Source organism: Arthrobacter sp. V1I9 (assembly GCF_030817075.1).
Taxonomy (GTDB): domain Bacteria; phylum Actinomycetota; class Actinomycetes; order Actinomycetales; family Micrococcaceae; genus Arthrobacter.
The window spans coordinates 122,902-140,106 of record NZ_JAUSYU010000001.1 but is presented as its reverse complement, the minus strand read 5'-3'; the positions used below and the strand labels follow the sequence as shown (position 1 = coordinate 140,106).

15 protein-coding genes are annotated in these 17,205 nt (G+C 64.5%); 11 read left to right on the top strand and 4 right to left on the bottom strand.

Annotation, left to right across the window (positions count from 1 at the left end):
• The first annotated feature begins 58 nt into the window (after positions 1 to 58).
• Genes QFZ70_RS00615 through QFZ70_RS00605 form a run of 3 tightly spaced genes read left to right on the top strand, consistent with a single transcriptional unit; the run spans position 59 to position 2,969 of the window.
• Positions 59 to 1,129 carry a Gfo/Idh/MocA family protein gene (locus QFZ70_RS00615; protein ID WP_307097759.1) on the top strand — a complete coding sequence of 357 codons (1,071 nt, stop codon included), beginning with the start codon at positions 59 to 61 and terminating at the stop codon, positions 1,127 to 1,129.
• Positions 1,129 to 1,875 carry a ThuA domain-containing protein gene (locus QFZ70_RS00610; RefSeq protein WP_307093601.1) on the top strand — a complete coding sequence of 249 codons (747 nt, stop codon included), beginning with the start codon at positions 1,129 to 1,131 and terminating at the stop codon, positions 1,873 to 1,875. Before QFZ70_RS00615 ends, QFZ70_RS00610 begins: the two co-directional genes overlap by 1 nt.
• Positions 1,872 to 2,969 (top strand): alanine racemase, encoded by a 1,098-nt coding sequence (locus tag QFZ70_RS00605; protein WP_307093600.1) that lies wholly within the window; start codon positions 1,872 to 1,874, stop codon positions 2,967 to 2,969. Before QFZ70_RS00610 ends, QFZ70_RS00605 begins: the two co-directional genes overlap by 4 nt.
• Positions 2,970 to 2,978: 9 nt before the next feature.
• Here the strand turns inward: QFZ70_RS00605 and gdhA are convergent, their stop codons facing one another.
• A complete protein-coding gene (gene gdhA / locus QFZ70_RS00600; RefSeq protein WP_307093599.1) occupies positions 2,979 to 4,316 on the bottom strand; it encodes an NADP-specific glutamate dehydrogenase in 1,338 nt (445 codons plus the stop codon).
• Positions 4,317 to 4,520: 204 nt separating this feature from the next.
• On the opposite strand from gdhA, the gene QFZ70_RS00595 reads away from it, so the two are divergent.
• Positions 4,521 to 5,171 (top strand): AmiS/UreI family transporter, encoded by a 651-nt coding sequence (locus QFZ70_RS00595; protein WP_307093598.1) that lies wholly within the window; start codon positions 4,521 to 4,523, stop codon positions 5,169 to 5,171.
• A gap of 37 nt (positions 5,172 to 5,208) precedes the next feature.
• Here QFZ70_RS00595 and idi read toward each other — a convergent pair whose 3' ends face one another.
• From idi to QFZ70_RS00580, 3 genes are all read right to left on the bottom strand, one after another.
• On the bottom strand, positions 5,209 to 5,736 hold the full coding sequence (gene idi / locus QFZ70_RS00590) for an isopentenyl-diphosphate Delta-isomerase (protein ID WP_307093597.1): 528 nt from the start codon (positions 5,734 to 5,736) through the stop codon (positions 5,209 to 5,211).
• A gap of 347 nt (positions 5,737 to 6,083) precedes the next feature.
• Positions 6,084 to 6,983: a sugar phosphate isomerase/epimerase gene (locus tag QFZ70_RS00585; protein WP_307093596.1), complete on the bottom strand. Its 900-nt coding sequence runs from the start codon at positions 6,981 to 6,983 to the stop codon at positions 6,084 to 6,086.
• Between the two features lie 501 nt (positions 6,984 to 7,484).
• Entirely contained in the window at positions 7,485 to 8,693 is a 1,209-nt protein-coding gene (locus tag QFZ70_RS00580) for an ROK family transcriptional regulator (RefSeq protein WP_307093595.1), read from the bottom strand.
• Positions 8,694 to 8,924: 231 nt separating this feature from the next.
• Here QFZ70_RS00580 and QFZ70_RS00575 point away from each other — a divergent pair, with 231 nt between their 5' ends.
• The 7 genes from QFZ70_RS00575 (at position 8,925) to QFZ70_RS00545 (ending at position 17,126) form a co-directional block, all read left to right on the top strand.
• Positions 8,925 to 9,956 (top strand): sugar phosphate isomerase/epimerase, encoded by a 1,032-nt coding sequence (locus QFZ70_RS00575; RefSeq protein ID WP_307093594.1) that lies wholly within the window; start codon positions 8,925 to 8,927, stop codon positions 9,954 to 9,956.
• Between the two features lie 74 nt (positions 9,957 to 10,030).
• Positions 10,031 to 11,281 carry an inositol-3-phosphate synthase gene (locus QFZ70_RS00570; RefSeq protein ID WP_307093593.1) on the top strand — a complete coding sequence of 417 codons (1,251 nt, stop codon included), beginning with the start codon at positions 10,031 to 10,033 and terminating at the stop codon, positions 11,279 to 11,281.
• Positions 11,221 to 12,159 (top strand): SCO3242 family prenyltransferase, encoded by a 939-nt coding sequence (locus tag QFZ70_RS00565; RefSeq protein ID WP_307093592.1) that lies wholly within the window; start codon positions 11,221 to 11,223, stop codon positions 12,157 to 12,159. The genes QFZ70_RS00570 and QFZ70_RS00565 overlap by 61 nt, the downstream gene beginning before the upstream one ends.
• Positions 12,156 to 13,664, top strand: coding sequence for an EboA domain-containing protein (locus QFZ70_RS00560; protein ID WP_307093591.1), 1,509 nt, complete (start codon positions 12,156 to 12,158; stop codon positions 13,662 to 13,664). Before QFZ70_RS00565 ends, QFZ70_RS00560 begins: the two co-directional genes overlap by 4 nt.
• A 12-nt stretch (positions 13,665 to 13,676) precedes the next feature.
• Positions 13,677 to 14,555: a TatD family hydrolase gene (locus tag QFZ70_RS00555; RefSeq protein ID WP_307093590.1), complete on the top strand. Its 879-nt coding sequence runs from the start codon at positions 13,677 to 13,679 to the stop codon at positions 14,553 to 14,555.
• Positions 14,555 to 15,688, top strand: a complete 1,134-nt coding sequence (eboE, locus tag QFZ70_RS00550) for a metabolite traffic protein EboE (protein WP_307093589.1) — start codon at positions 14,555 to 14,557, stop codon at positions 15,686 to 15,688. Before QFZ70_RS00555 ends, eboE begins: the two co-directional genes overlap by 1 nt.
• A 37-nt stretch (positions 15,689 to 15,725) precedes the next feature.
• A complete protein-coding gene (locus tag QFZ70_RS00545; RefSeq protein WP_307093588.1) occupies positions 15,726 to 17,126 on the top strand; it encodes an alkaline phosphatase family protein in 1,401 nt (466 codons plus the stop codon).
• Positions 17,127 to 17,205: the final 79 nt, after the last annotated feature.

Below are 17,205 nucleotides of genomic sequence, written 5' to 3'. Positions count from 1 at the left end.
GCAGCCCCCGACCCCTCAGAAAGCGCCGGCAGAAGAACTCCGGGAAGGTAGCCAGGAACTGCGTGTGGGCGTCGTCGGCATCGGCTGGGCGGGACAGCAGCACCTCAAGGCCTACGCTTCGCTGCCTGGCGTCCGCATCGTGTCGCTGGCGGGGATGGAGCAGGAACTGCGTAACTCCCTGCAGGCCGACTTCTCGATTCCCAACGCCTTCGCCGATTGGGAGGACATGCTGGAGCACGGCGGCCTGGATGCCATCAGCGTTGCGGTGCCCACCTTCCTGCACGCACCCATTGCCGTCGCCGCCCTGGAGCGGGGAATCCACGTGCTCAGCGAGAAGCCCATCGCACGCAACGCCGTCGAAGGCCAGGCAATGGTGGACGCGGCACGAAAAGCGGGGCGCGTCCTGGACGTGGCCTTCAACCACCGCCGCCGCGGCGACATCCAGGCGCTGAAGGGTGTCATTGACGACGGCGGCCTGGGCCGGCCGTATTACGCGAAGGCATCCTGGCTGCGCCGTTCGGGCATCCCGACGCTGGGCAGCTGGTTCACCAACCCCGAACTGGCAGGCGGCGGACCGCTCGCGGACATCGGAGTCCACGCCCTGGATTACGCGCTGCACTTGCTCGGCGAACCGAAGGTGGTGGCAGTCTCGGCTGCCACACATTCAGAGCTGGGCCCGCAGGGGCGCGGCGGCGGAAGCGCCTACTCCGCCCTGGCCTCGAGCCACGCCTTCGAGGTGGAAGACTTCGCCTCCGCGTTCCTCCGCCTTGAGGGCGGCGGAACGCTGTTGATCGAGGCGAGCTGGGCCACGTACCGGGAAACGGACGACCTGCTGGACTTCACCGTCTACGGCACCGACGGTGGCGCGGAACTTAAGGTCCAGGGGGCACCTTTCCCGCCTGTCGGCCAGCTTCGGGTTTTCACGGAAAGGGACGGGGAAAGCGCCGATTACGTGCCGCCGGTGCTGCCGGGGCGCGCCCATGACGGAGTTGTGGAAGATTTTGTAACGGCAGTGCGCGGTGGAACGGCAGTCTGGGGCGGGCACGACGGATCGCTGGCCCTCTACCGGGCACAGATTATCGACGCGTGCTACCAGTCCGCGCGGGAGCAGAGGGAGGTTCGCCTCTAATGAACGGCAAACTGAGGATCCGGGTGTGGAACGAGGGCGTCCACGAGGCCATCAACGAGCCGTCCCACATCGGGGAAATCTACCCTGACGGCATTCACGGCGCCATTGCCGCGGGTCTCCGCTCGTACTACCCGGAAGCGGAAATCACGACGGCGGTCCTCGCCACAGACGATGAGCACGGCCTTGACGAGGAGGCGCTCGCGGAAACGGACGTCCTGCTCTGGTGGGGACACATGGCACATCAAGAGGTGAGCGACGCTGTCGTCGAACGCGTTCACCGCCACGTCCTTTGCGGAATGGGACTGATCGTGCTCCACTCCGGGCACTTCGCCAAGGTCTTCACCAGGCTGCTGGGCACCACCTGCTCCCTCGCCTGGCGGAACGACGGCGAGCGCGAGCTGGTGTGGACCGTGAAACCGTCGCACCCCATAGCTGAGGGCGTGGACAGCCCCATCGTGATCCCCGAGCAGGAGATGTACGGCGAGCTGTTCGACATCCCGGACCCGGACGACCTGATCTTCATCAGCTCCTTCGCCGGCGGCGAGGTGTTCCGCTCCGGCGTCACCTTCACCCGCGGCAAGGGGCGCATCTTCTACTTCAGCCCCGGCGACCAGGAATACCCGGTGTACCACCACCCGCAGATCCAGCGGGTCCTGGCGAACGGTGTGCGCTGGGCGGCCCAGCCTGAACTGCACCGCGCGGCCCCGGAAGTGACCAACCCGGCCCGGAACTGGTTCGCCGAATGACCATTCCTTTATTGATTGACACACCCGAAATCCTGGTTGACGTGGATGTACTGGACCGCAACATCGAGCGGATGGCCCGCGCAGTCCAGGCCAAGGGCCTTGCCTTGCGACCGCATGGCAAGACCCACAAGATTCCCGAGATCGCAGCCCGGCAGCTCGCCGCCGGTGCAGCGGGATTGACCGTGGCGACCATCGGCGAGGCGGAGGTGTTCGCAGCGAGGGGTGTGGACAACTTCTTCATTGCCTACCCCCTGTGGCTCTCTCCGGAGAAGGCTGAACGTCTCCGGCGGCTGGTGGCAACGGCAGTCATTTCGGTCGGCGTGGACTCTGCGGCCGGTGCCGCAATGCTCGGAAAGGGCCTGGGTGATGCGGCAGGGGAAGTTGCCGTCCTTGTTGAGATCGACAGCGGCCACCACCGCAGCGGCGTCCGGCCGGAAGCCGCGGCAACGGTGGCCCGGGCAGCCTCCGACGCCGGTTTGAAGGTGGCAGGTGTGTTCACCTTCCCAGGCCACAGCTACGCCCCGGGGATGCCGATCGAGGCGGCGGTGCAGGAGCAGGCAGCTTTGAAGCATGCGGCAGAGGCCCTTGCCGAGGCTGGGTTCGAGGCGCAGGTCCGCAGTGGCGGATCCACGCCGACGGCGCTGCTCACCGAGGGTTCCGCTGCCACCGAAGTACGTCCTGGCGTCTACGTATTCGGTGACGCCCAGCAACTTGAGCTGGGCCGGTGCGCCCTCGAAGACATCGCCCTCACCGTTGCCACCACAGTGGTCAGCCACCACAGCACTCCGCACGGAACCCCTGCGCGCTTTATCGTTGACGCCGGCAGCAAGATCCTGGGCAGCGACCGCCCGTCCTGGGCAACTGGATTTGGCCGGTTGATCGACCATATCGATGCCCGGATCACCGCCCTCTCGGAGCACCACGCCACCGTGGAATGGCACGACGGCGGAACGCCGCCGCCCATCGGCACCCAGCTGAGGGTCATCCCCAACCATGTGTGCCTGGCTATCAACCTCGTGGACGAAGTGGCCGTCGTACAGCAGGGACAACTCGTGGACCGGTGGAGGGTGGCTGCCAGGGGCAGGAACCGATAGACGGTCCGGCTAGATCAGCCCCTGCGCCAGCATCGCGTCGGCCACCTTGACGAAACCGCCGATGTTGGCGCCGAGGACGTAGTTGCCCGGGTCGCCGTACTCGTCAGCGGTGGACGCGCAGCGGTGGTGGATGCCCACCATGATGTCGGTGAGCCGCTCCTCCGTGTGCTCGAAGGACCATGAGTCACGGCTGGCGTTCTGCTGCATCTCAAGGGCCGATGTCGCAACGCCTCCGGCATTGGCCGCCTTGCCCGGGCCAAACAGCACGCCGGCTTCCTGGAACACTGCCACGGCATCGCGGGTGGACGGCATGTTCGCGCCCTCGCCGAGGGCGAGGAGCCCGTTGCGGACCAGCCGGGCGGCAGCATCGCCGTCGAGCTCGTTCTGGGTGGCACAGGGCAACGCTACGGTGGCATTCACGTCCCAGACGGAGCCGCCTTCCACGTAGGAGGCGCCGCCGCGGCGTTCCGCATAGTCTTTCAGGCGGCCTCGTTCCACTTCCTTCACGTCGCGGAGCAGCGCGATGTCGATTCCTGCCTCATCCACCACATAGCCGGAAGAGTCGGAGCAGGCCACCACCGCGGCACCCAACGCCTGCGCCTTGGCGATCGCGTTGATGGCCACGTTGCCGGAGCCGGAAACCACCACGCGCTGGCCCTCGAAGGACGCCCCCCGAGTCTTCAGCATTTCCTGGGTGAAGATCACGGTCCCAAAACCGGTGGCCTCGGGCCTTACCAGGGAGCCGCCCCAGGAGATGCCCTTGCCGGTGAGGACACCGGATTCATAGCGGTTGGTTATGCGCTTGTACTGGCCGAACAGGTAGCCGATTTCGCGCCCGCCCACCCCGATGTCGCCGGCCGGGACATCGGTGTATTCGCCGATGTGGCGGTAGAGCTCGGTCATAAAGGACTGGCAGAACCGCATGACTTCGGCATCACTGCGGCCGCGGGGGTCAAAGTCGGAGCCACCCTTGCCGCCGCCGATGGGCATGCCGGTGAGGGCGTTTTTGAAGATCTGCTCGAAGCCAAGGAACTTAACAATGCCAAGGTAGACGGAGGGGTGGAACCTCAGGCCGCCTTTGTAGGGGCCCAGGGCGGAGTTGAATTCCACCCGGAAGCCGCGGTTGATCTGCACGCGGCCGGCATCGTCGGTCCACGGTACGCGGAAAATAATCTGCCGTTCGGGTTCGCAGAGCCGCTCCAGAATGGCAGCTTCGAGAAACTCGGGGTGCCGGTCATGGACCGGCCCCAGGCTCTCGAAGACTTCCGTGATGGCTTGGTGGAATTCCGCCTCGCCAGGGTTCCGGGCCAGGACCGTGTCCCTGATGGCCTCCAGCCGTGCATCCATGAACTATTCCTTACCGTGGGCCGAACGCGGGACGGCGACGCGGAGGCAGCACTGTCCCAGAAAGTTTACGTTTCAACCTATCGGATTACGACCGGGTACCGTTAGGCGGGGACGCGAGCTTGACTCTATTGTCCGTATTGTGACAAACAACTTCCACTTCATGAAAACTCCTGTCGCGTCACGGTGTACCTGCGAGATGTCCTGATGCCACACGTATGCCTCCTCCTTTCCGGCGCCGCACTGCTGATTAACGGCCTTGCCATGCTCGCGCATGTGCCGCGCCGCGATGCAGCCGTGCTCAGCCTGGTGGTGGGGTCCATCCAACTGGTCCTCGCCGTCGTATACGTGACGAATGACGACGGCGGCGCAGGCCCGTTGCCGACTGCCGCGGGCATGTTCCTGTTCGCTCTGACCTACGTCTACGTGGGTCTGGACGTGCTGCTGGGCCTCGGGTCCAAGGGGTTGGGATGGTTCTCCGGCATGGCTTCATTCGTCGGGCTGCTGCTGGCCGCCGTTTGGCTGCATTCCAATCCCCTCCTCGCCGTGCTGTGGGTGGCATGGGCAGCTCTCTGGGGCTTGATGTTCGCCTCGATGGCCCTGGGCCTGGGACGCCTGGACCCGATCATCGGGTGGGGCCTGGTTCTGGCCAGCCAGGCGACTGCCACCATCCCCGCCTTCCTCGGCCTGGCGGGAATTTGGCCCGGAACGCCTGGGCCGGCCTGGCTTGCGGCTGCCATCCTGGCGGTGCTCTTTGCAGCGGCGTTCATACTGGCCCGCCGCGAGGGCAGAACGGTGCTCCTTACGGGCCTTGTTCCGGCAGACGACGCCGGGCCAGCCAGCACGTCCAATCCCTGAACGGGTGACTTCGGGCTCTATTATTCCCAGGAGCGCCTTACAGGAGGCTGCTGCGCAGCTCCTTTAGCTGCAGGACCAGCCAGGGGCTGAAAGCCCATGGAACGGACTCCGCTGCCGCCTCGAGGCTTGACATGGAAACCCACTGGTACTCGCACACCTCAGATTGTCGGGGCGCTACCGAATCATCAGTCAGGGCTGTGAAGACAGGGCACAGCTCGTTTTCCACAATGCCATTCGGGTCAACAGCTCTGTACCTGAACTGCGGCAGTCGCTGCTCCACATTCAGGACCTCTATTCCGAGTTCCCACTGGCCTCGTCGCCGGATCGCGTCCACCATGTCCTCGCCTGGAGCCGGATGTCCGCAGAAGGAATTGGTCCAGACCCCGGGCCAGGCAGCTTTCACGAGGGCGCGCCGGGTCACAAGAAGCCGCCCCATCCGATCGAACACGTAGCAGGAAAACGCCAGATGAAGCGGGGTTTGTTGATCATGGATATCCTGCTTCGGCGCTGTCCCGCAGGGCTGGCCGTTCGCGTCCAGGAGAACCACTAACTCCTTATCAGTCATGCCCACGTCCTGCCTATAAAGCCACGCAGGGCATCATCAGGAACGGCATCGCATTGCCCGGACGTTGTAGTGCCAGTCATAGGTGGGTTCCTAAGGCTGAAGCATTCACAGGGGCATTCCTTTCAGGCGCGGCCCTTCAACCTGGCGGGCCTTCACATGATTGACGGCGAGGCTGGCACCAACAACTATCCCTGCTCCAGGCGGAGATTGGGATCCTCTTCGATTTTCCGGCATCAGCAGATAAGGCAATTCCGGAACGAAGAGCGGGCTGACGGGCTGCGGACGGCCGAGCCGGGCCTGCACTCCCCAATAGCACAGGCCCGACTCTCAAATATGAACGGTCCCCGTTAGAAGCGGAGCCCGCGAAGGTACTTGTAGCCCACCTCCGCCGTCTGCAGCGGCGTGACATCGGGCTGGTCGTTCTCGACGATAAATTCCTTCGGCGTGTGTGCCCGGAAGATGCGTGCAAAGTCGATCGTTCCGGTTCCGAGGTCTGCAAAATCGCCCGCGGGGGCGCGGTCCTTCACGTGGTACTGCAGGACCTTTTGCGGAGCCTGGAGGATGGTATCGATGGCAAACTGGACAGGATCTTTTGCACCCACTCCAACACCTGCGGTCACTGCCCAGTACAGGTCCACCTCGAGGTGGACCAGTTCTGGATCGAGGTGCTTGGTGAAGATGTCCCACGGGGTCAGGCCGCCACCGAGATCGGTAGTGAACTCGTGGGCGTGGTTGTGGTAGCCGTACTTGAGGCCGGCCTGCCGGGCAACAGCGGCCTCCGCGTTCATCTGCTTCGCCCAGCCGTACCAGTCAGCTGCAGAGCTGGAAACCAGGTACGGGACGTTGATGTGGGTCTGGCCGAGAGTCACGGCATTGGCGATCTTCGTCTCGAGCGCGGCAGGGGTGGCACTGATTCCGTCATGGCTCGAGGAGGGCGTAATGCCGAGTGAATCAAGCGTCGAGCGCATCGCCTCGGCCGTTCGGCCGTACAATCCGGCGAGTTCAACCTTGGTGAAGCCGAAGTTGGCGAGGCTTGCCAGCGTGGCATCCACGCCCTCGCCCCGCATGATCGAACGCAGGGTGTACAGCTGGATGCTGATCAGTCCGGGCGGCACCGGGCGGCCTGCCGCTTTGGCAGCCGGAGCGGCCATTGCAGCAGTCCCGCCGAACCCGGCAAGCCCGACACCCACGCCTGCCGCCATCGCTCCCCTCAGGAAGCCGCGCCGGTCGACACCCTTCTCTTCCAATGAACGACGAAGGGCGCCTGGGGCATTGAATCCGAAGCACATATGTTTGCCTTTCCTGGCAGGTAATGCGTTCCTCCACCGGCATTGGTGAGGGGAAGCATGCGAAGCTGCAACGCAGCGGGTTGTTTACGAGGGCTCGCGGCAGAGGCTTTCCACGGCCAGGCGGCAACGCCGCCCACGGTTGGTTGTTTCACCCACAGCGTCTTCGCCGTGAGCTTCCCGCTCCACCGTTGCCGTCAATAAGCATCAGATGCGATGGCGACTGGAACTCATGGTGCAGCTGTGATGCACCCTTTCGCTGCCATGAATTCCTTGATCTCACGCGCACGTTTGGCGCCTGAAACCCAGGCAGAAAGTGATGTTCGCTTTCAGCCTGACCGGCCATCGGCGCCTCGAACTAAAAGTAGCGTCGCCGTCGACCGGGCTTTGGGTTTGAGACTAATCGCCGGTTTTGTTGCCTGTCAAGCAAAAGTCGGAGGGAGATTGAAAGAAGGTGACGAGCTAGACGCTCACGGCACCGGACAAGCCCAAAACCATGGCATCGATGCGCTGCGGAGACATGGCGTGGTGAATAGCCAGCATGCTGGCGCCGAGCACTCCGGCATCGAGTCCTGAACTGGACTGGACGATTTGGAGGTGCTGGGTTGCCAGCGGGATGGTGCGGGAGTACACGACCTCCCGGATGCCTGCGATGAAGTGCTCGCCCGTCAATGCCATGGAGCCGCCAATGACGATGACAGATGGGTTCATGAGGCTAACGCAGGCGGAGAGAACCTCACCCACGTCCCTTCCTGCCTGCCGCACCGCCCGCACGGCCTCAGCACTGCCGGCCCCGACAAGCCGTACTACGTCTTCGCTGGTGTTCGCTTCCACGCCGTGTTCGCGAAGCTTGGCCGCAACGGCTGGTCCTGACGCTACGGCTTCAAGGCAGTCCAAATTTCCGCAATGGCACGGAACGCCGGCGCCGTTGTGCACCCTGATGTGCCCGATATCCCCGGCAACTCCGTCCGCGCCACGCTGTAGCATGCCGCTGGACACGATGCCCGACCCGATGCCAGTGGCCACTTTGACGAAGATGAGATTGTCGATGTTTGGCCACGCAACATTGCGTTCCCCCAGTGCCATGATGTTCACATCATTGTCTACAAGAATCGGAACATGGAAGTGGGCCTGCAGGTGGCCCGGGACGTCGAAGCCGTTCCAGCCGGGCATGATCGGGGGATTGATGGGCCTGCCGGTCCTATGCTCCACCGGGCCGGGCAGGCCGATGCCGATTGCCAGGAGATCCGTCATTGCCCGCCCGGAGTCCTTGAGCAGCTCGGTACCCAGTTCGACAACAGCCTCCAGCACTATGTCCGGACCCTGGGTTACTTCGATGCTGCGCGCGGCCTCACGCAAGCGGTGACCGGTGAGATCCGTTACCGCCACACTCAGGTGCGATGCTCCGATGTCCACACCGAGGACAACTTTGCTGCCGGCCTTCAACGCAATACGTGAGGAGGGGCGCCCGCCAGTGGAAACAGCATCGTCTACGAAGCCGACCAGCCCAAGTTCCATAAGCGCCTCGATACGGAGCGTGATGGTGGAACGTGCGAGCCCCATCTGCTCCGCGAGTTCAGTTCTCGTACGCGGGCGCCCGTCGCGCAGGATCTGGAACAGTTCGCTCGCTCCGGATGAACCTAAGCCGTTGAAAGTACTTATGTCACTCATCGACTAATTAAAGCACACCTTTCGACAAAAGGGTCCGCGAGCGCGTGCCTGAAGGCTGACGCCCTGCTCCCCCAAAATAAGCGCTCACCAAAGGCACCAAGCGAACGCCCCCTTCGAGCAATCCGCATAACTGCGCCCGGTTTCGGTCTAAGACGCGTCACCGGAAGCGCGAATATATCGAGCAGTGGACGACATTCGTTGTTTGACGTCATTAGTCGTGTTAGGTTCGTTGTGATCGACGCCTCACAGGGCGACGCCCCATTCGAAGGGGCGCCGACAGGGCAGATGCAGCATCACTTCAAGGAGGAAGATTTGATCAACGACATCAACTTCGGCCGGGCCCACCGGCGCCGGGGCCTCCGCAGGGCCGCTGCAGCTGCGGCACTGGCCATCACGGCAACTGCAGCACTCGCCGGTCCGGTTGCCGCGGCTCCCGCTTCCCCCAACTCGTACACGGCTGCTGACTGTGCAGGCAGAAGCGTTCCCGCCAGCAAGATTTCGATTCAGATGTTCAGCTACTGGGGTTGGACGCGCGAGGTAGGCACCGAGACCGTCCTCGCCGAGTTGAGCGACATCGGCTACCAAAATGTGGAGCCCTTCGGCGGCACCTACGAGGGCCGGACTGCGGCTGAGTTCGCCGACCTGCTCGGCAGGTACAGCCTGAAGGCGCCCACGTCCCACGGCAGCACCAACGAAGCGCAGTTCGGCGAGACACTCGCCTACGCGAAGGTTATTGGCCAGAAGTACACCGGATCGGGTGGATCCGCGTCGCCTGGCATCGGCACGTATGAGAACACCCTGGCGACAGCGCAGGCATTGAACCGTTTAGGCGGGATGTCAAAGAAGGCGGGCACCGGCAAAATCTTCGTCCATAACCACCAGGGTGAATTCACCAACCAGTTCGCCGATCCGGAAACCGGGGAAATGAAGAGCGCCTGGGAGATCCTGGTGGAGAACACCGATCCGCGGTATGTGACCTTCCAACTGGACGTCCTGTGGGCTGCTGACGCCGGCGTCGACGTCGTCAAACTCATCGAGGAGCATGGCGACCGTATCGAACTCCTGCATGTTAAGGACGGTTTCCTGAATGGAGACGCGCGGGCCATCCCGACCGACGTCGGCGAGGGCGACATCGACTGGGCCCCGGTCCTCGACGCGGCGCAGGGAACGGTGAAGTACTACGTGGTGGAGCGTGATGGTGCCCCGGCTACCCGCGAATTCGCTGAGGACAGCTTCAACTTCCTCACCTGCTACTCCTACTGACGCTTAGATTTTCGACCGGCTCATGAAGCCCGCCCGTTGAGGGCTTGCACACCGCACCTTGAAAGGACATCACATTGGGTACATCAGCTGAGGGGACACCGGGCGTGACCTCGAGCGCAGGACCGGCCGCCTATGCCTACGGAAAGACGGGCATCTGGCTGATAGGCGCGCGGGGGTCAGTGGCGACCACAGCCGCGGTGGGCTTGGCTGCCATTTCCGCCGGCCTCACGAACGCCACCGGGTGCGTCACGGAGCAGGAGCCCTTCCGCGGGGTCGCGCTTCCCGGCTTCGCGGACTTTGTGGTGGGCGGCCATGACATCAGTGATGTATGCATGACCAAGCGCGCCGAAGCACTCGTTGAATCGGGGATGCTTCCGCCTCACCTGCTCGAATCCGTCCGGCCCCAGCTTCTGGAAACCGACCAGCGCGTGCGGCCGGGCTATAACAATGCGCAGAAGTCGGAGTCGCAGGCTGAAGTAGTGCAACGGCTTGCCCGGGACATCAAAGATTTCAAGCACTCCAACCGCCTGGACCGCGTCATTGTTCTCGATGTCGCTTCCACCGAGGCGCCGGTTGAACCCATCCCGGAGTTCAGCGACGCGGACCTGCTGCTGGCCGCCATGAAGGACCCCGCACGCTCGGTGCTTCCGCCCAGCTCCGTCAGCGCCTACGCCGCCGTCCTGGCCGGCTCTCCCTACGTGTGTTTCACACCTTCCACGGCTCTTGACGTGCCTGCGCTGCGCGAGCTGGCTGCCCGGTACCGTGTACCGACCGCGGGGCAGGATGGCAAGACGGGCCAGACCTGGCTGCGCTCCGTTCTGGCTCCGGCCTTTGCCGCCCGCGGGCTGCGTGTCCTGTCCTGGGCCGGAACGAACCTCCTCGGCGGCGGTGACGGAGCGACGCTTGCTGACCCGCGTGCCGTTGCAGGGAAACTGCAGTCGAAGAACCGGGGGCTCCAGGAGCTGACCGGAGGCGCGGTTACCCCGCTTCACATTGACAACGTCCAGGATCTCGGTGAGACGAAGGTTGCCTGGGACCACATCAACGTTGAAGGTTTCCTCGGCTCCCGCCTCACGCTGCAAACCACCTGGAGCGCTTACGACTCCATGCTGGCCGCACCCATGGTGCTTGACCTCTCACGTCTGATGGCGTTGGCCCATGCTGCCGGAGAAGAAAACCACGTAGGTGCCCTGGGATTCTTCTTCAAGGATCCGTGGGGCAGCGATGAGCACTCGTTTGCGAACCAGACCACCAACCTCGTGGAGTGGGCACAGACGGCAAGCGCGAAGCTGGCGGCCGGCACCGGGAGCCCCGAGCAGCAGTGAGCCGCATCAACGATTACCTTGAACTGGTCCGTGCACCGGCCGTCCTTACCGTCCTCGGCGACACGCTTGTGGGCGGGTCCGCCGCCGGGCACGCGCTCAGCGGCCGCCGGATGATCCTTCCGATTGCGAGCGCCTGCCTCTACGCCGGCGGGATGGCCCTGAATGACTACGCCGACCGCGGGATCGATGCGCGCGAGCGGCCGGGACGGCCCATCCCGTCCGGGCGGGTCAGCGAACGGAGCGCCCTAACTGCGGCCGCAGCCCTGACCCTGGCCGGGCTCAGCCTCAGCGCTGCCGGGGGCGGCAGGCGGGCGTTCGCCGTGGCGCTTCCCCTGGCCGCGGCAATCTGGACCTATGACCTGCTGGCCAAAAGCCATGCGGTGGCCGGTGCACTCACCATGGCGTCCTGCCGTGCCCTGGACGTTCTTATGGGCGCAGGCTCCGGGCACGTTCGCCCCGCACTCGCGGCGGCCGGCATCATGGGCGGTCACACGGTGGCTGTCACCCTCCTTTCCCGCGGTGAAGTCGAGGGAACAACGACGGCGACGGCTTCCGGCGTCGCTGCCGGCACTGGCCTGCTGGCCGGTGCCGTAGTTGCCGGTTCTGCTGTACCCCGCATCCAGGTCGTTGCTGTGCTCGCCGCGGCGGCGGCCTACGCCGTCCGCTGCGGTCCGGCCCAGCTGCGGGCTGCCCGGAAGCCGGTGGCGACGAACGCACTCGAGGCCACGAAGGCAGGCATCCGGGCGATGATCCCCCTGCAGGTTGCCCTCACGCTGCGGCAGGGAAACGTGGCCGCTGCCGGAGTGCTTGCGTCGGTGGACCTGCTCGGCATGGTCCTGCGTTCCCGTCCCCGGAGTTCGAGGATAAGCGAGTCATGACAGCACCTACACCCATCTCAGCACCCACGATGCCCTTCAGCCTGGGATACGGTACGAACGGTTTTGCCGACCATCCCCTTCCCATCGCCCTCGAACTCCTCGCGGAACAGGGCTACGACGCAGTGGCCCTGACCTTGGGCCACCCCCACCTGGATCCGTTCGCGGAGGACCTGGACGCGCAACTGCAGGCACTGCGAAGCCGGCTCGATGAGCTTGGGCTTCGCGTCGTCATTGAAACAGGCACCCGTTTCCTGCTCGACCCGCGGCACAAGCACCGGCCCGCGCTCGTGGATGAAGAGGCCGAAGCCCGGGTCGCATTCCTTCGCCGTGCTGTTGACATAGCAGCCGCCCTGCAGGCAGAGTGCGTCTCCTTCTTCTCCGGCATACTTCCTGAAGACGCCACCCCCGAAACGGGATGGCAGCGGCTTACCTCCCGGGTCGCTGACACTGTTGAGTACGCACGCGGCAAGGGCGTCCTCCTCGCCGTCGAACCCGAACCGGGTATGTTGATCGAGACGGTTTCCGACGTGCTGCGCCTTCGTGAAGAACTCGGCAGTCCAGACAACCTGCGGGTGACCGTGGATATCGGCCACTGCGTAGTGGTGGAGCCGGGCGGGGTGCGGGGCGCACTGCTGCAGGCAGGTCCACTCCTGGCAAACGTCCAGTTGGACGACATGCGCCCACATGCCCACGAGCACCTGCCGTTTGGCGAAGGCACTGTCGACCTGCCGCTCGCACTCGCAACCCTGGCCGAGCTGGGCTACCGCGGTGTTGCCGCCGTCGAGTTTCCGCGGCACTCCCACGACGCGCCGGGGCTGGCGGTACGCAGTATGGATGCGCTCGGCACCGCGTGGCGGAAAGCGGGAACCAGGGCGGAATCGGAACGATGGCTGCGGGAAAGTACAGCGGCGATCGCCGCCGACCCCGCCAGCCTTGGCAAAATCTTTGCCATGGCCGGCCGCCGCCTGGGCCGCGGCCCCCTGCGGCCGGATGCCGATCCCGCCGGGGTTCTGTTCGGCACCGTAAGCGACGACGCGCGGGGCCAGCTGATCGGACGGCTTGGGGAGGTCCTTCCGCCGGATGAATTGGCCGAAGCCCTGTTAGCGCTCTACGACGGCGGCGATTCAGCCGAACGCCGCGGCGTACTGAAGGGATTGGGGGCATTGGCAACGCGCTCGCCGGAACTTCCGGCCGTCGTCGTCACGGCAGGAGTGCGCCTGACGTCGGAGGCCCTGCGGACAAACGAGAGCAGCCTCGTAGCGGCTGGCGCCGGCCCCTTCGCGGCCGCCTACCTGGACCAGCACAGCTGGCGCCATGCCGTGCTGAAACTGGTTTTTATGGGCATTAGCCTCAGCACGGTCACCGATCTCCAGGAACGGGCTGATGACGAGCTGGCGCGGATGGCACGTGACTTCGCTGCGGAACGCAAGGCCGCCGGGCGCGCCATTCCTGAAGACCTCCATCTGCTCCTGCAGTCCTCATCCAGCTATTCCACCTCCTCTTAAGGGAAGCAAGCCATGCGTATTTTCGACCCGCACATCCACATGACCAGCCGGACCACCAACGATTACGAGGCCCTCTACGCCAACGGCGTGCGTGCCCTCGTGGAACCCGCGTTCTGGATGGGCCAGCCGCGCACCAACGTGGGCTCCTTCATTGACTACTTCGACTCACTGCTCGGCTGGGAACGGTTCCGCGCCGCCCAGTTCGGCATCCGGCATCACGCAACGATCGCCCTCAACCCCAAGGAGGCAAACGATCCGCGGTGCGTCCCCGTACTGGAGGAGATTCCCCGGTACCTGATGAAGGAAGGTGTGGTGGCCATCGGTGAAATCGGTTATGACTCCATGACTCCCGCTGAGGACGAGGCCTTCAGCCGCCAGCTGCAACTCGCGCTCGAATATTCGTTGCCGGCCATGGTGCACACTCCGCACAGGGAAAAGCTCGCGGGCACCCAAAGGACGCTCGACGTCGTCCGCGAGTCAGGCGTAGCCCCGGGCATGGTGGTTGTCGACCACCTCAATGAAACGAATGTCGAGATGGTGAAAGACGCCGGCGCGTGGATGGGGTTTTCCATCTACCCGGACACCAAAATGGATGAGCAGCGGATGGTCGCGATCCTCAGCAGGTACGGAACTGAAAGGGTGCTGGTCAACTCCGCGGCTGACTGGGGCAGGTCGGACCCCCTGAAAACCGTCAGCACCGCCAACGCGATGCTCGCGGCCGGCTTCACGGCCGACGACGTCGACCAGGTGCTTTGGGGCAACCCAGTCGAGTTCTACGGCCAGAGCGGCCAGCTCATCCTTGATCCGATCCCCGGATTCGATGCGGCTGGGCTGCCTGATGCGGCAGCGGGTTTCGAGGGCAACTCCGTCCTGCGGGGGGCCAGGGTCTGATGCTCCTTTCATACTGCACCAACGTCCACCCCGCCGAGGATCTCGACGGCGTCATCCGGCAGCTCCGCGAATACGCCGGTCCCATCCGCCGCACCGTCGGGCTGGAAACCCTCGGCGTGGGACTGTGGTTGCCCGCCGGACTGGCCCGTCAGCTGGCCCACAACACAGAGGACCGCGCCGCGCTCCGCGACGTCCTCCAGGCTGAAGGGCTGCAGCTGCACACCATCAATGCCTTCCCCTACGGCGGCTTCCACAATGAGGTAGTCAAGCTCGACGTCTACAAGCCGACGTGGGCCGAGCGTGCCCGCTTGGAGTACACGCTGGACTGCGCCGAGGTGCTGGCAGCCCTCCTGCCGGAGGGCACAACCGGGTCAATCTCCACCCTGCCCCTTGCCTGGCGTGAGCCATGGACACAGGCCGACGACGACGACGCCACCTCCGCCTTTGCCGAGCTGAGCTCCCGGTTGCGTGACCTGCGGGAACGTACGGGAAAGACCGTCCGCGTCGCCGTCGAACCCGAACCTGGGTGCGTGCTCGACACCGTGTCCGACGTGGTCGGCTGGCTGCGTCCCCGCATTGAACGCGGCGTGGATCCCGAGTTCGTAGGCTTGTGCGTGGATACCTGCCACCTTGCCGTTTCGTTCGCGGACCCGGCGGGCGCTGTCCAGGAAATTGATGCCGCTGGTTTGCGGATAGTTAAGGTACAGGCGTCAGCAGCCCTGCACGTCACGGATCCATCCGACCCGGCAGCGCGGGAGGCCCTGGCTGCCTTCGTTGAACCCCGATACCTGCACCAGGTACGGGAGTCCCAGCCGGCAGGCGTTGTTGCTGCAGACGATCTCGGTGAAGCCCTCACTGAGCTGCCAGGGGAAAGCGCGTGGCGGGTTCACTTCCATATCCCCCTCCATCACGTCCCCTCCGCCCCTCTGGAGACCACCGTGGACGTGCTGAGCCGGACCGTCACCGAAGTCCGCCGGTTGCCCTACGCGCCAGAGGTCCACCTCGATATCGAGACCTATACCTGGAGCGTGCTGCCCGGTGCCTCGGTGGGCATCACCGACGGGATTGCAGCGGAGATTCAGTGGGCGCAGTCGAATCTGTTTGCTGCCGCACCCGCTGTTCAAAGCTCCTGACGCGGACGCCAATGACACCCCCAAACAAGGAAAAACCGTGAAACCAGTACTGCTGCTGAACGTCGTTGGCCTGACTGCCAAGGCCCTGGGCCAGATGCCCCGCCTGTCGCGGCTTGCTGCACAGGGATGGTCATCCGAACTGGCCACGGTCCTGCCCGCGGTAACGTGCACCGTTCAGTCCACCATGCTGACGGGCCTGGCGCCCGCGCAGCACGGAATCGTGGGCAACGGCTGGTACTTCCGGGAGCTCGGCGATGTTTACCTGTGGCGCCAGCACAACAGGCTTGTCAGCGGCGAGAACATCTGGGAAGCGGCCCGTCGGCAGCATCCCGGGTACAGCGCGGGCAATATCTGCTGGTGGTACGCCATGGGAATGTCCACCGACCTTACCGTGACCCCAAGGCCCATCTATCATGCGGACGGCCGCAAATCCCCCGATGCCTACGTCCGGCCCGCGGAACTTCACGACGAACTGGTGGCCGGCTACGGTGACTTCCCGCTCTTCCAGTACTGGGGCCCGACGGCGACAATCCAGTCGAGTGAGTGGATTGTCAACTCCACACGGCACATCATGCGGAACCAGTCACCGAACCTGCTGATGGCCTATCTGCCGCACCTGGACTACGACCTGCAGCGGTTCGGGCCCGATTCACCGCAGGCTTCGCGTGCCGCTTCGGACCTCGACCGCACCCTGGCGCCGCTGCTGGATGAAGCCGAGGCGCGCGGCTACGCGGTGATTGCCGTGGCCGAATATGGGATCGAAGAAGCAAGCACACCGGTGGACATCAACCGCGTCCTGCGCAGGGAAGGCCTGCTGGAGGTCTATGTGCAGGATGGCCGGGAGCAACTCGATCCGTGGACGTCGCGGGCGTTTGCCGTAGCCGACCACCAGGTTGCACACGTCTACGTCTCCGACCCGGCGGACGTGGAGCGGGTGGCTGCGGTTCTTCGCGGGACCGACGGCGTGGACGAGGTCCTGGACCGGGAAGCGCAGGCCCGGTACGGACTCGATCATGAAAGGTCCGGGGAGCTGGTTGCCGTAGCGGAGCCCCGCGCCTGGTTCACCTATTACTTCTGGCTCGACGACGACCGTGCACCCGAGTATGCACGCGGCGTCGATATCCACCGGAAACCGGGCTACGATCCCGCCGAGCTCTTCTTCAACCCGGCGGACAGGCTGGCGAAGGCAAAAGCAGGGCTCAATCTGGTGAAGAAGAAGCTGGGCCTGCGGTACGCCATGAGTACCGTGCCACTGGATCCGACGCACGTGCGGGGCACTCACGGACGGCTCCCGGATTCCGCAGCCGGCACGCCCCTCATCATTGGCTCGGAAGACCGGATTCCATCCTCTATAGAGGTGCTCCTGAACAGTGGCCGGCAGGTGCCCGCGGCTGCGGTGAAGGAGCTGGTTCTCCAGACGCAGGGGATCAGTAGCTAAGGTTTCGAGCTCGAAACAACAAAGTGGCGGCAGGCACCGTAAGCTGCTGTTGCGCTTTAACGTGTCCGAAAATATGCGA